The 16,020-nt window shown below is 43.2% G+C and carries 7 protein-coding genes; 3 read left to right on the top strand and 4 right to left on the bottom strand.

Annotated elements, in window-relative coordinates; genetic code table 11:
• The first annotated feature begins 796 nt into the window (after positions 1-796).
• The gene (gene asnS, locus ACFE6N_RS10450; RefSeq protein WP_378936209.1) at positions 797-2,245 is read left to right on the top strand and encodes an asparagine--tRNA ligase; all 1,449 of its coding nucleotides are present in this window, start codon (positions 797-799) and stop codon (positions 2,243-2,245) included.
• A 522-nt stretch (positions 2,246-2,767) separates the two neighbouring features.
• On the opposite strand, the gene ACFE6N_RS10445 is transcribed toward asnS, so the two are convergent.
• From ACFE6N_RS10445 to ACFE6N_RS10435, 3 genes are read right to left on the bottom strand one after another with little or no spacing between them, the layout of a single operon-like run.
• Positions 2,768-4,429 (bottom strand): FMN-binding glutamate synthase family protein, encoded by a 1,662-nt coding sequence (locus ACFE6N_RS10445; RefSeq protein WP_378936207.1) that lies wholly within the window; start codon positions 4,427-4,429, stop codon positions 2,768-2,770.
• 10 nt (positions 4,430-4,439) lie between these two features.
• Positions 4,440-4,694 (bottom strand): Txe/YoeB family addiction module toxin, encoded by a 255-nt coding sequence (locus tag ACFE6N_RS10440; protein ID WP_378936205.1) that lies wholly within the window; start codon positions 4,692-4,694, stop codon positions 4,440-4,442.
• Positions 4,687-4,944, bottom strand: a complete 258-nt coding sequence (locus tag ACFE6N_RS10435; RefSeq protein WP_378936203.1) for a type II toxin-antitoxin system Phd/YefM family antitoxin — start codon at positions 4,942-4,944, stop codon at positions 4,687-4,689. The genes ACFE6N_RS10440 and ACFE6N_RS10435 overlap by 8 nt, the downstream gene beginning before the upstream one ends.
• Positions 4,945-5,070: 126 nt before the next feature.
• On the opposite strand from ACFE6N_RS10435, the gene ACFE6N_RS10430 reads away from it, so the two are divergent.
• A complete protein-coding gene (locus ACFE6N_RS10430) occupies positions 5,071-5,691 on the top strand; it encodes an L-threonylcarbamoyladenylate synthase (protein WP_378936201.1) in 621 nt (206 codons plus the stop codon).
• A 2,208-nt stretch (positions 5,692-7,899) separates the two neighbouring features.
• On the opposite strand, the gene ACFE6N_RS10425 is transcribed toward ACFE6N_RS10430, so the two are convergent.
• Positions 7,900-9,192 (bottom strand): IS1380 family transposase, encoded by a 1,293-nt coding sequence (locus ACFE6N_RS10425; protein WP_378936199.1) that lies wholly within the window; start codon positions 9,190-9,192, stop codon positions 7,900-7,902.
• A gap of 1,047 nt (positions 9,193-10,239) precedes the next feature.
• Between ACFE6N_RS10425 and ACFE6N_RS10420 the strand changes: the two genes are divergently transcribed.
• On the top strand, positions 10,240-16,014 hold the full coding sequence (locus ACFE6N_RS10420; protein ID WP_378936197.1) for a lamin tail domain-containing protein: 5,775 nt from the start codon (positions 10,240-10,242) through the stop codon (positions 16,012-16,014).
• The last annotated feature ends 6 nt before the right edge of the window (positions 16,015-16,020 follow it).

Raw genomic sequence — 16,020 nt, 5'->3', positions numbered from 1 at the left:
CTATCCTGAAAAGGGTAGCTTTTTTTTTGCACTTAGAATCCCTATGAAGGATCGTCATTATAAGGAGGAACGACTAACCAATCTTACAACGATCGCTAAAATCCATAGTTATAAGGTTGCTTCGTCGGCTGAAAAAGCCTTCTTATAATGATGGCTTTTCCTTGAGCCCCCCATTTCACCTATTTCCGCCGGATGATAACCCAATAAAAAAGAAAAGCCCCGGTTTTCCGGAGCTTTCTTGGTTTTAGGTTGTTTGGTTTATGTTGATTATGAATAAGTCTTGAAGTTTTTATAAAAAAAGCGCCGTTGCCAGCGCTTTTTTTAAACCAAATATATAATAATAATTAACGAGCATTACAAAAGTACAAAATTCCATCACAATAACAAATATTTTTATTAAAAAAGTTATCTATAACCCAAAAAACTCTAATAAAAATCGTTTTATACTTATGAAAAAACTATAGAAATTAAATATTAGCAAAATATTAACACATAAAAACAATATTTTAACAATAAAAAACAGAAATTAATCAAATAATTAAATTTAAACACTTCATAATAATAAATTATACAGGAAATAAAGGCAAAAAGAATAATAAGTTACAAAGTTTATGAGATCATCTCATCTAAAACCGATGAAGTCACTTGCTCATATCACAATATTAACAAACTGCCAGGAAAAAAAACATTTAAGGCAGGTAGCAAATCACTTTTAAAAAAACTGCAAACCGAAAACCGCAAACCGCTAACCGATACCAGTTTTTTTTCTAAATTTGCGACTTTCACAAATAACAATATGATTAAGAGACAGCAAATTAAAGATTTATTAAAGTCGACAGCATTTGACACAGAAGTAACGGTTATGGGATGGGTAAGAACTTTCCGTAATAATCAGTTTATTGCCTTAAATGATGGATCTTGCATGGGCAATATCCAGGTAGTGATCGATTTTAATAATCTACCTGATGAGCTCTTGAAAAGAATCACAACCGGCGCAGCCATTTCTGCAACAGGCAGACTGATCGAATCGCTTGGTAAAGGTCAAACCGTAGAGATTAAAGCCACCAATGTAGAAATCCTTGGCGATAGCGATCCTGAAAAATTTCCTTTACAGCCTAAAAAACACAGTTTAGAGTTTTTACGTGAAATTGCACACCTGCGTTTCCGCACCAACACCTTCAATGCCGTTTTTAAAGTGCGCCATGCTTTGGCTTTTGCCATCCACCAGTTTTACAACGAACGTGGCTTTGTGTACATGCACACGCCGGTAATTACAGCCAGTGATGCCGAAGGCGCAGGCGAAATGTTTAAAGTAACCACTCTTGATTTCGATAACCCGCCCCGTACTGAAGATGGTAAAGTAGATTTCTCGCAGGATTTCTTTGCCCGCGCAACAAATTTAACGGTATCGGGTCAGTTAGAGGGCGAATTGGCAGCCATGGCTTTTGGTAAAATTTATACGTTCGGTCCAACTTTCAGGGCCGAAAATTCAAATACCACACGCCATTTGGCAGAATTCTGGATGATTGAGCCCGAATTTGCTTTTGCCGACCTCGAAGACAATATGCAGCTTGCTGAGGACATGATGAAGCATGTCATAAAATATGCTTTGGATCACTGCAAAGAGGAATTGGAATTTTTAAATAACCGCTTAGCTGAAGAAGATAAACAAAAACCGCAAAACGAGCGCAGTGAATTGGGTTTATTAGAAAAACTTGATTTCTGCCTGGCAAATGATTTTGAACGTTTAACCTATACAGAAGCCATCAGGATTTTAAAATCTTCTAAACCAAACCAGAAGAAACAGTTTAAATACCTGATTGATGAGTGGGGAGCTGATTTACAAAGCGAGCACGAACGTTACCTGGTAGAAAAACACTTTAAAAAACCGGTAATCTTAACCGATTATCCTGCCGATATTAAATCTTTCTACATGCGCCAGAATGAACCGGATGCCGAAGGCAGACAAACGGTAGCCGCAATGGATATCTTATTCCCTGGCATTGGCGAAATGATCGGCGGATCGCAACGTGAAGAGCGTTTAGACCGCTTAACGCAACGCATGGAAGCTTTAAATATTCCGCAGGATGAATTGTGGTGGTATTTAGATACCCGTCGTTTCGGGTCCGCACCACACGCAGGTTTCGGTTTAGGCTTTGAACGTTTGGTATTGTTCGTAACCGGAATGACCAACATCCGCGATGTAATCGCTTTCCCAAGATTTCCGAAAAACGCAGAGTTTTAAGGTTTAAGGTTTAGGGTTTAGGGTTTAGGGTTTAGGGTTTAGGGTTTAGGGTTTAGGGTAAAACAAATAGCCTATCACCAAAGAAGTCAAGTTTTTGAAACTTGACTTCTTTTTTTTATTAATGAAATTATTATGATTGGCAATGCGATAAAAACGGGTTCCGTCATACTGAACCTGTTTCAATATCATCATGCTATTTGTGCTATTGAGGCCCCTGAGATAAACTCAGGGTGACGATTCGAAAGAACGGATCCCGTCATACTGAACTTGTTTCAGTATCTATCACGCTATTTTGCACCTTAATAGTCTTGCAAGCTCTCATACCTAAACCTGATCCGATAACCATCGGATGACGCGAAAGCCCGCAAGCGAGGTACGAGTGTGGACTTGGAGCAAAAAGCAGGGCTGAGCTAACCTAGATGTTACTGCACCTGCTTTTCTAAAAAATAGCCAAAAAGAACAAAAAGGTCATGTTTTTGAAAACCGTGACCTCTTTTTCAATCTAAAAAGACTTCGAAAATACTATCTTCCATCCTCATGTACGGTATCCCCATACGGATTAGCATGCGAATAATCTACTGCAGATACTTTATAATCGGTTGGGGCAAAACTTTTTGAAGTACTTAGCGCCATGCCTAATTCGTAACGGGTTGGATATGGGGTTTGCAATAAACTACCCGCCGGGATATACGGAAAGGTTTCTAAATAACTCTGCATCACACTCGGACTCACCCTTCTGTTGATATACGCCCGCGTTAACTGATTCGTTTCCCTTAAACCCGCAGCCCCAAGCAATTCTACCGCGCTGGCCACCGTCAGGTTGTGGAAGTTTTTAACACGAACGGTTTTATCTTCCACCACCAAACCTTTCATTAAACTCGGATCCTGCGTAGCCACCCCTGTTGGGCAGGTATTGCTGTTACACTCCAAAGCCTGTATGCAGCCCAAAGCAAACATCATTCCGCGTGCGGCATTACACATATCAGCACCGAGGGCAATATTCTTAACCAGATCGAAACCCGTGGCCACTTTACCCGAAGCAATAATTTTAATATGTTTTTTCAGGTCAAAACCATTTAAAACATCATACACAAAGGCAACCCCTTCGCGCAATGGCATCCCTACCGAGTTCGAAAACTCCTGTGGCGCGGCACCTGTTCCACCCTCGCCCCCATCAACGGTGATAAAATCTGGATAAATCCCGGTTTCTACCATGGCTTTACAAATGGCATAAAATTCGCTTTTACGACCGATACACAATTTAAATCCCACGGGTTTACCGCCCGATAAATCACGCAATTTTTTCACAAATTCCAATAAACCGATAGGTGTATTAAAGGCTGAGTGCGCCGGTGGCGACAATACATCTTTACCTTCCGGCACCAAACGGATCCTCGCCACCTCCGGTGTTACTTTCTTGGCTGGCAGCATACCTCCATGACCAGGCTTTGCCCCTTGTGAAAGTTTAATCTCAATCATTTTCACCTGATCAGCCTGTGCACGTTCGGCATAAGCGTCGTAATTAAAAGTACCATCCGCATTACGGCAACCGAAATAACCTGTACCAATCTGCCAGATTAAATCGCCGCCCGGCTGACGGTGGTAATCGCTGATCCCGCCTTCGCCTGTGTTGTGTGCAAAGTTACCCAGTTTGGCACCACCATTTAATGCCAGAATAGCATTCTGACTTAACGAACCAAAGCTCATGGCCGAAATATTATAAATACTGGCAGAATAAGGCTTCTTACAATCCGGGCCACCAACGGTAACACGGGGATCTAAATTCAATTCATGGTGCGAAATGGCAGCAATGCTATGGCTCAACCACTCGTAACCGTTTTCATACACATTTAACTGTGTACCGAATGGGATCGTATCGTTATCGGTTTTGGCACGCTGGTAAATCAATGAACGGTTTAACCGGTTATACGGAGTACCATTGGTGTCACTTTCCACGAAATATTGATACACTTTCGGTCTCAACTCTTCCATAAAATACCTCAAACGCCCAAATACAGGGTAATTCCTTACGATACTATGTTTAGGCTGATACAAATCATAGATACCAAGCAGTACAAACGGACCTGTAAAAATGAATGTCCACCATAAAAAAGGATGGTAAAGCCCCAGCATAATGGTTAGGGCGATTAAAAATGCGGCAATCGCGACGAAAGCTTTTCTCATGTTTTTATTGTTAAGTATGATATCTGCATTGTAAAAGGATAATTTTGTTATCTTCTACTTTATAAACAAGTCTGTGTTCTAAATTAATCCTCCTAGACCACCAGCCAGCATATTGATGTTTCAGTGGCTCAGGCTTCCCGGTTCCTTCGAAGGGTGTTCGTTCGATTTCTTTTATCAGGGCATTTATTTTTTTGAGAACCGATTTATCAACCGATTGCCAATAGAGATAATCCTCCCATGCACCATCCAGGAACCATTTAATCATGCTCCAAAAGATCTTGTTCTTTTGCCAAACCGTTTTCATAATCCTTTAACCCCTGCTCCAGCCTCAGTGCATTTTTCGGACTTTTTAAAAGATAGAAGGTTTCTAGCATACTATCATAATCTGCCTTAGATAAAACAACTACATCTTCTCCTTTCGCCCGCGTAACAAATAATGGAGTATGGTTAGAAAAAACCTTGTCTAAATAAGACTTTAGACTTTGCCTGAATGAGGTATAATTTGTGATTTCCATGATTTTAGATAATAATCTTCAAAATTAAAGATAATAAAAAACCTGTACAATTACTTGTACGTATTTAGAATCTTTATGGTTAATGTTATTTAAACAACAAACGTTTTAATTTGTTATTTTTACGCTATGCTTATTAAGATTTATCCGGAAAACCCCAACCAAAGGGCTATAGAACAGGTTGTTGAAGTATTAAAAAAAGGAGGCCTGATTATCTATCCAACCGATACGATATATGGTTTGGGCTGCGATATCACCAATCCGAAAGCGATTGAGAAAATCTGCAGGATACGGGGAATAAAACCAGAAAAGGCAAATTTTTCGTTTATCTGTCACGATTTAAAACACATTTCTGATTATATTAAACCCATTGACAATACTACTTTCAGGGTATTAAAGAAAGCACTTCCAGGTCCTTTTACCTTTATTTTCAATGCCAATAACAATGTACCCAAACTGTTGAGTTCCAATAAAAAAACGGTGGGTATACGGGTGCCTGATAATAACATTGCCCGTTGTATTGTGAAAGAACTGGGCAATCCTATCCTCTCGACTTCAATAAAAGATGATGATGATGTGATCGAGTATTCTACCGATCCTGAATTGATCCATGAGAAATATGAAGATCTGGTTGATCTGGTTATCGACGGTGGTTATGGCGATAATGAAGCTTCTACCGTAATCGATTGCACCACAGGTGAATTTGAAATCATTCGTGAGGGTAAAGGAAATATTGAAGAGTATTTGTAGTTAGCGCCTTAAACGCTATCCGCCTATCGGCACCTTTCCCCTGAAAGGAAAAGGACTCAAAAACAAATCCTCGCATCCTGCAATATGCACCTTTCTATATGAACCATGCGATCTGCGCCCTGCTCTGGCCTAGGATATGATGGAAGGAGAAAACGTTAAAGCTTTTGTACCTCCTTTCGAACTACCACTGCCCAGAGGCAGCACGCCCTCCCCGATTCTTCATCGGGGCTTGTGCTGGCGACCTCAAAGCTTTGACGAATTTATCCGACATCAGATCCAAGCCTTGATTTTTTGTTACTTTTTCATCAAGGAAAAAGTAAAAGCCCTTCGGTGGCTAACCGAGGCAAGCCCGAGCCAATGGCAAGAAAATAGCAACCGCTTAAGATTAGCTTCGCTGAGCACTACGTGGTCCCCACCTGCGCGGGAATGACAACCGTATTATCGCGAGCGCCCTAAACCCCTATCCGCCTATCGGCACCTTTCCATTTAAAGAGAAAGGACTGAAAGAGAATTCTCCTCATAACCACCCCCACCCCTCCTAAATCAGGAGGGGAGTTCCCCTCATAGTTTCAAAGTAATCTATCCGTGAATGTCATTTCTGCACCTCGCTGTCTGCATCATGCTACCCGGCCTCGCAGATTTTCGCAGGAAAAAGCACGGAAAGCTTTGCACCTCCTTTTATACTCCCACAGCCCAAGGCAGGATCAAAGCGACGGTGTAGCCGTACCGATTTTACATCGGTAGTGGAATAAAGCAAGGGCTAAGAGCCTCGACGCTGCCGCTATCAAGATTTCCGTAGATTTTTACAAGAATTGCACAGCAATCTTTTATACCGATAAAAACAATATGATCACATAAAAAACGGATGCAAGCCTTTCAGTTATGCCTTTGTGTTTGTTATTTTCAATGGCAGGCATGCTTTCGCTGCGCTCAGGTTGGTTACCTTTTTATCAAGAAAAAGGTAAGAGCCCCTCGGCGGCGGTGGACCGAGGCAAGCCTGAGCCCGAGCAAGAAAACCTTTAATTGTCATTCTGAACGCAGTGAAGAATCTTTCAATCAAAAGATCCTTCGTACATCGGGATGACAGCGTGAAGTAAAAGATAATGAAAAGTATACCTAAAGTGTAAATCGCAGATTACCTATAGTAGTAAGATTGCTTCGTCGGCTGAAAAGCCTTCTCGCAATGACGGATTTTTTGATGAAACAACGCCTTATTAGAAACTATCCTAATACACCATGCTGTCTGCACCCTGCTAACCGGCCTCGCAGATTTTCGCAGGAAAAAGCACGGAAAGCTTCGCACCTCCTTTCATATCTCCACAGCCCAAGGCAGGATCAAAGCGACGGTGTAGCCGTACCGATTTTACATCGGTAGTGGAATAAAGCAAGGGCTAAGAGCCTCGATGCTGCCGCTATCAAGATTTCCGTAGGTTTTTACAAGAATTGCACAGCAATCTTTTATACCGATAAAAACAACATGATCACATAAAAAACGGATGCAAGCCTTTCAGTTATGCCTTTGTGTTTGTTATTTTCAATGGCAGGCATGCTTTCGCTGCGCTCAGGTTGGTTACCTTTTTATCAAGAAAAAGGTAAGAGCCAATCCGCGGTGAGCCGAGGCAAGTCCGAGCTAAGGGCAAAACCTCCCCAATCCCTCCTGCAGGAGGGTAGTTCCCTTTTAATGTTAAACGAAAAGCCGTAGATCGTAAGAACTGCGTTTTTTTTTGGTGTCATCCTAAGCGCAGCGAAGGATCTTTTAAATCAGTTCTGCTTACCACCCCCACCCCTCCTAAATCAGGAGGGGAGTTCCCCTCATAGTTTCAAATTAATCGATCCATGAATATTCCTTTTGCTCTCTGCTATTTGCACCCTGCTATCCGGCCTAGGATATGATGGAAGGAGAAAATGTTAAAGCTTTTGTACCTCCTTTCGAACTACCACTGCCCAGAGGCAGCACGCCCTCCCCGATTCTTCCCTAAAATCCGCATGTCTGTCGTAATCTAAATATTACTAATTTCTAAAGATGAATATCACCTGATTTTATTCGCCGATAATTATATTTTTAGCTCAATTTCATTTTTGATTTGAATTTTCGAACAGATCTGGGATCCAAATTCTGTTTTGGGCATAAAAATGGTAATGACATCTCCTGCCGGCGATATACCAGGTAACATATTGGCGCTATTATTTCTTTTTTTGTTGCTGAACCTATGGGTAGCGGTGATCCATCGAGTAGATTCTCAGTTTTAGCTGTCTGCCCTGTCTGACCCATTTGGCCGGCCGGATGATGAACCTGAAAATAAACTTTTTTAGTCTGAAAGATGGCTTCAGCGTTTTTACCTTTTTTGAAAAATAATCAATGATCTTATTGTATATGTTTCGGCAGACCGCTGTAAGGTATAGGAAAACCAGGTTTTTGTCCAATGCGGAAAAAGGCATGTTGTTCCATCCAAAATCATTTTTAAGGATATCAAATTGCCGCTCCATGCCTCCTCTCTGGCCATAAAAACGGACAATGGCTACAGTATCCGTTTCGAAGTCGTTGGTCAGGATCCCCCTATATCCATAGGCATCCTGGGTAATCAGGTCGACCTGGCCATCTTTTTTCAATCTCCTTTTGGCAACCAGCCTGTATGTCTGCGGCTGCCGGTCCTGTTCCCTTGCCTGAGTGGCAAAGGGAAGGATGTCAATGTATCCTACTTCCAGCGGGCCATCTCTGTCCTCCATCACTTTCCAGTTACGGATCTGGGGGAAATATTTCTCGACATAGCTGTTTCTGCACCCTATGTAAAAATGTTCCACTTTCTGTTCCAGGAGGGCAACCACGTCATACTGGTACGATGCTGCATCTGCCCTGAAGTTTCTGATCTTTTTTACCTTCTTTGTTTCAAGCAGATCAAAAATCCTCCCGAGCGTATCCCTTTGAAATGACTTTGCATCAGAATTCCCGTTCCTGTTTTCGATATAAAGTACAAACTGCTCATTGATCGTGCAGACACCCGGCTGATAGCCATAATCCCTTTTGTAGGTCATTTTGCTGTCCTGTTTCTCATTGAAAATGATCGTGTTGTCATAATCAAGGGTAAGTTCACCAGAGTCAAGGACCCCGATCTTTTTTAGGACTTCAAGGTTGAAGTTTTCAAGGGTCCGGTTGTTACAGTATTGATGTGTGACCGCCCCCCGCTTGGTTGCACAGGTTCTTGCCTGTTCGGCCAGCCCGGAGAGCCTTCTCAGAACAGTATCGGGACTTGCAAGCCTGACATAGGGACTGTCTGTAAAATGACCCCGCAAGTGGGTATGGAGATCTTCTACACAATCGCCGCCACAGAGAAAAACAGATTTGAGAGAGTAGAAGACATCCTTCCAGGAATACCTGCTCTGGGCAGCAACGCCAGGCAGATGTGCATGGCAGAGCTTATCGATTTCCAATCTGTTTAAGTAATCAAAAACAAAATTTATGCCTCCGAAAGCGGATATTGGGTCTGAATTTATTATTTTCACAGCAGTAATATTGGTCAACACTAATTTAAGTGAATATTACCTTGCTGCAAAACATTGTTTATCAAAGTTTTGCGGCTTTTTTTTTCCTAACTTGCGGATTTTAGGTCTTCATCGGGGCTTGTGCTGGCGACCTCAAAGCTTTGACGAATTTATCCGACATCAGATCCAAGCCTTGATTTTTGGTTACCTTTTTATCAAGAAAAAGGTAAGAGCCGATCGGCGGCGGTAGACCTGTACCGATTTTTCATCGGTAGCCGAGGCAAGCCCGAGTCAGGGCAAAACCTCCCCAATCCCTCCTGCAGGAGGGTAGTTCCCTTTTAATGTTAAACGAAAAGCCGTAGATCGTAAGAACTGCGTTTTTTTTTGGTGTCATCCTAAGCGCAGCGAAGGATCTTTTAAATCAGTTCTGCTTACCACCCCCACCCCTCCTAAATCAGGAGGGGAGTTCCCCTCATAGTTTCAAATTAATCGATCCATGAATATTCCTTTTGCTCCCTGCTATTTGCACCCTGCTATCCGGCCTAGGATATGATGGAAGGAGAAAACGTTAAAGCTTTTGTACCTCCTTTCGAACTACCACTGCCCAGAGGCAGCACGCCCTCCCCGATTCTTCATCGGGGCTTGTGCTGGCGACCTCAAAGCTTTGACGAATTTATCCGACATCAGATCCAAGCCTTGATTTTTGGTTACCTTTTTATCAAGAAAAAGGTAAGAGCCGATCGGCGGCGGTAGACCTGTACCGATTTTTCATCGGTAGCCGAGGCAAGCCTGAGCCTTTGGATAAAGGATAGCAAAGTGCTTTAAGATTAGCTTCGCTGAGCACTGCGTGGTTCCCGCCTGCGCGGGAATGACGAACAGTGTTTATGAAAAGGTCAAGGATCTCTCCACTAAACATTACTATATCATTCAAAAAGCGAAATAACGTTTACACAACCATAAAATTACCCCACATTACATTTATTTTTCCACATTTTTTCGAATTAACATTAAATTAATCTGATAATAAGGCAATTGCATATACATTTGTTGTAAACAATAATTTATTCTATGAAAAAACCTTTACTGTTTATTTTATTTCTTCTGGTTTTTGTTAACTATTTATCTGCCCAGGTTTCATTAACGGCAATAAACACAGCTAAATCAGAAAATTTTGACGGTATGACATCTACCGGGACTTCAACCGTTGCCGGATGGAGCGCCGTTAAAGCCAGCGGTACAAATACCGCAACCGTTGGTTCGGCCTTACCATTAGTGGTTTACAGCACTTCATCAAACAGCGGTGCGGCATACAATGTGGGTACTGCCGGGGCATCCGATCGCTCTTTTGGAAGTTTGGCTTCTGGTGCTTTAGTACCCAGATTTGGTGCCGGCTTCCAGAATAACACAGGCGCTACCGTAACTTCAATCGATTTATCAGGTGTAATGGAACAGTGGAGAACCGGTTCAAATGCCACCGTAAACGAAAAACTGAATTTCGAATATAGTTTTAATGCTACGGGCATTGCCGATGCAAATGCCACCTGGTTGCCACTTACCGGAATGGATCTTAACGAAAAGTTAACCACCACAACTGCTGCAGCTGGTGTTGACGGAAACCTGCCTGCAAACCAAACGGCTATTTCAGGAAACATTACCGGCATTACATGGGTAAATGGCGCCACACTTTATATCCGATGGACAGACACCGACGATTTAGGAAGCGACGGCATTTACGCCGTCGACGATTTTAGCATCACCCCAAATGGCAGCGCTACCGCAACGCCGGTTCTTTCAGCTTCAAATACCGCATTGGTTTTCGGCGATCAGAATATCAACTCAAATTCTACAGCACAAAGTTATACTTTAGGTGGCTCCAATCTTACTGCAAACGTTGCAGTAAATGCTACGGCACCCTTCTCTGTTTCGAAAGACAATGTTACGTTCAGCAATGCCATCAGTTATACTACCGCCGAGGTTGCGGCCTCGCCATTGGTTTATGTGCGTTTTAGTCCAACGGTAGCAGGTAATGCCAGTGGCAATATTACCAATACCAGCACCGGTACAAGCGCTGTTAACGTTGCCGTAAGCGGAAACGGACTATCAAGCATTTTAACGGTAAACCAAACGGCTTTCGATTTTGGTTCTCAAAATACAGGTACCAATTCTACTGCACAAACTTTTAATTTGAGTGCAACAGGTTTAACGGATGTGGTTAATGTAACCACTACAGCACCTTTTTATCTTTCAAAAGATAATGTAACCTATAGCACTTCTTTAGTGTATACCGTGGCTGAACTAGCCACAAGTAAAACAGTTTCCGTACGCTTCATCCCTACAACTACAGGCCCTGAATCAGGCAATATCAGTATCTCAAGTAATGGCGCAAGTACACAAAACATCACTACGGCAGGCGTAGGCACAACACCTCCTGTAGCGGCCACACACGTTGTTATTTCTGAAGTGTATGGCGGTGGCGGCAACACCGGCTCAACTTATAAAAACGACTTTATCGAATTATATAACCCGGGTAATACCGCGGTTGATTTAACGGGTTGGAGTGTACAGTATTTAAACGCTACCGGTACAGGCACCTGGGCCAAAACAGATTTAACCGGCAGTATCCCGGCAAAAAGTTTCTATTTAGTTCAGGAAGCTGTTGGCGCAGGCGGAACAGTTAATTTACCCACACCAGATGCCATCGGAACCTTAACCTTATCGGGTACAACCGGAAAAGTAATATTAAGCAATTCAAACGTGCTTTTAACAGGTGCCAATCCATCAACCGCAGCCGTGGTAGATAAAGTAGGTTTTGGCCCAACGGCTACAGGTTTCGAAACCGCAACTACACCGGCAATTTCCAATACCACTTCCATTGAACGTAAAGCAAGTGCCACTTCAACCGCAGCTACCTTAGCGGTTGGAGGTGCTGAAGAATTTAACGGTAACGGCTACGATACCGATAACAACAGTACCGATTTTGTTGTTACTTCCCCTAATCCTCAAAACTCATCAGTAAAAGAGCCAACAGGAGCTAACCATGTGGTTATTTCTGAAGTTTATGGTGGCGGTGGCAACTCGGGTGCAGTTTATAAAAACGACTTTATCGAGTTATACAACCCAACACTTAGCGCTGTAGATTTAACCGGCTGGAGCGTGCAATACGCCAGCGCAACAGGTACAGGCAACTGGACGGTAACAACATTATCTGGTTCCATTGCACCAAAAGGATTTTACCTCATTCAGCAATCGGCAGGTACAGGCGGCACCACCAATCTGCCAATACCTGATAAAATCGGCACCATTACAATGAGTGGTACCGCAGGTAAAGTATTATTAAGCAATAGCACTACGGCGCAAACCGGTAGTTTACCAACAGGCGCAACAGTTATCGATCTGGTAGGTTTTGGCGCTACAGCCAACGGCTTTGAAGGTACCGCCCCTGCACCTGCACCAAGCAATACCTCTTCTATAGAAAGAAAAGCCAGTGCTACATCTGATGCCAACACCATGGGTACCGGTGGTACAGAAGAATTTGCCGGTAACGGATATGATAGTGATCAAAATGCTGCTGATTTTATTGTAAGAACACCGAATCCACAAAACAGCTCGGTAACAGAACCGGTGTCAACATCAGGTCCATATTTGGTAGTTACGCCAAAAACACTGGCCTTCAGTAACCAGGCCATCAATACCACTTCTGCGGCCAAAACTTATGTTTTATCGGCAGGTAATTTAACCAACAACACCACGCTGACGGTAACCGGTCCTTTTTCCATTTCGAAAGATAATACTACGTTTGCCAATACCCTTAGCTATACCATTGCAGATTTAGCCACCAACCAAACGGTTTATGTTAAATTTAGTCCAACAGCAGTTGGCAATGCAAACGGAGCCATTATACATGCCAGCGCAGGGGCCACATCAGTTTCACTGGCTTTAAGTGGTCCGGCTATTGATCCTAACCAAACTGCCTTCAATTTCGAAAACTGTACCACGGTGGGCAGTGCAGCCTTATCAGATGGTTTTTACCAGTACAGCGTAACCGGTCCGCAAACCTGGGGCTGTACCACTACTTTTGGTCACGATGCTTCCGACCCAACCGGTGCGGGTAGTGCAGGTAACGCCTTGCAGATTAATGGTTACTCGGGCGGGAACATCCTGAACGAAGACTGGTTAATCTCTCCGGCCTTAAATATTTCATCATTCAATTACGCTATCTTATCTTTCTGGACAAGATCTGCTTTCGCAGGAGATAAACTGCAGTTAAAAATCTCGACCAATTATACGGGTTCAGGTAATCCTGCACTCGCCACCTGGACCAACCTGGATGGTAAATTCCCTGAAACCGGTTCCGATAAATGGACCAAATCAGATAATATCGATTTATCAGCCTACAAAGCTACACCTGTTTACGTAGCCATTGTATACAATTCAACCACTTCATCGGCCAGCCGCTGGACAGTTGATGATTTTGCGGTAACCAATTCTAACACACCACCTGCGGTTGATATTACCACTTCGCCTTCGAGCATCAGTTTCGGCTTCCAGGCGGCCAATACCACTTCTGCTGCAAATAGCTTCGGTTTCTCAGCAGGTAACTTAACGGGCGATGTTACCTTAAACGCTCCGGCCAATTTCACACTGTCTAAAACAAGTACCGGAACCTATACCAGTACCATTACCTATCCAAAAGCCGATATCAACAATACTTCGCCAACGGTTTATGCCAAATTCTCGCCAACTGCGGTGAATACCAGCTACACTGGCAATGTAACAATTACCACTTCCGCTTCGGCAAACAAAACCGTTGCCTTAAGCGGAAATACTTTCGATATTGCCAATACGCTTGAAGTAGTAAACTGGAACATCGAATGGTTTGGCAGCCCGGCGCAAGATCCATCAAACGATGCCTTACAGGCAGCCAATGTAAAAACGATTGTAAATAACCTCAATGCAGATATTTATGGATTTGCAGAGGTGGTAGATACTACTTTGTTCAGGAATACGGTTTTACCGGCAGGATACAATGTGGTATTCAGCGAGTTTGGGTCATACGCCGATAATAAAGCCGACGCCGATTTTCCATTGGCACAAAAACTGGCTTTTATGTACCGCACCGATCAAGTTAAACCCATTTCTACTTTAGGCATTTTAAGAGACACCTACAACCCGGCTGTACCTTCAACCAGTGCCGATGGTACGCCTTACAAAAACTGGTCGTCGGGCCGTTTCCCTTATATGATGCAGGCCCAGGTGAAGATCAACAATAAACTGGATACGGTTTATTTCGTCGAGATTCATGCCAAGGCCAATACCGGAACCACTGCCGATCAGATTGATTCCTACAATCGCAGAAAAGCAGGGAACAAACAATTGAAAGATTGGCTGGATGCCAACCTTGCTGGCAAAAAAATCATCATCCTGGGCGATTTTAACGATGTATTGGATGCCGATAAAACCATTGCCCCAATGCCTGCAGGTACTGGCACTTCGTATGTCGATTTTACACAGGATGCAGCAAACTATTTCCCGGTTACCCTGCCTTTAAGTTTAGCCGGAAAACAATCTACAGCCGGCTTTAATACCGTAATCGATAACGTAATCATTAGCAAAAGCCTCAATCTCAACTACATTCCGGCCTCAGCCGAGGTTTTGGATGCCGTTAAAAACCTGGTAACCAATTACAGTTCTACCACAACCGATCACTATCCCATTAAAACGCGGTATTTGTTCGGCAATGGAGCACCAACTATCGATGCCGTAGCCAACCAGGCTGTTTGTTATTCCTCAACCAACCAGAATATTGACTTAACCGGAATTTCTGCCGGTCCGGAAACAACGCAGAACACTACCCTTTCCGTAACTTCAGATAATGCCAACCTGTTTGATGTATTAACCGTAGCCGCAAACGGTACAGATAAAGGAACCGTTACGTACCACTTAAAAAACAACGTGAGGGGTGTGGCCAACATCACGGTTACCGTAATGGATAATGGCGGAACAGATTTTGGAGGCGTAGATAAAACCACCAGCACTTTTAAATTAACCGTAACCTCAACCGCTACAGCAACCGTAACAGGTACAGCTGCAGTATGTTTAAACGGAACGCGCCAAACCATCACCTTTACCGGCGCAAACGGAACGGCACCGTATACCTTTACCTACAACATTAACGGCGGGGCAAGCCAAACGGTAAGCACTACCGCAGCAAGTGCATCGGTAACCGTATCGGCACCTACCAATATAGCCGGGGCATTTACCTATAATTTGGTCAATGTAAAAGATGCCAACTGCGGCCAGCCCCAAACCGGATCGGCAACCATAACCGTAAATGCTTTACCTGTGGTTTCCATCAGCAGCAACAAAGGTTTATCCGTTTCTAAAGGAGATGTAATGGTACTAACCGCTACAGGTGGTGGGCAGTACAGCTGGACAGGCGCTGATATCCTTAGCGGACAGAACACCGCCGCCCTAACCATCCGCCCGAAACAGAGCGGTACCTACCGGGTTAGCGTAACCAATGCAAGCGGTTGTGTAAGCGACCAGAACATTGCCATTACTGTAATAGAAGATTATAAACTCGAAGCCGGTACAGTGATTACCCCTAATGGCGATGGTTACAACGATAAATTTATCGTAAAGAACATCGATTACTATCCAAACAACACCTTAAAGATTTTTGATAAGGCCGGAAGGATATTATACACTAAACATACCTATGCCAACGATTGGGACGGAACCATAAACGGTAGCCCGTTAAACGAAGGAACCTATTATTACATCATCGATTTAGGGAACGGCATTGGTACATTTAAAGGTTACATCAACATCATTAGAGACTAATTACAG

The sequence above is a fragment of the Pedobacter sp. BG31 genome, assembly GCF_042464845.1.
Classification (GTDB): Bacteria; Bacteroidota; Bacteroidia; order Sphingobacteriales; family Sphingobacteriaceae; genus Pedobacter; species Pedobacter suwonensis.
This window is presented reverse-complemented; position numbering and strand designations above follow the sequence as displayed.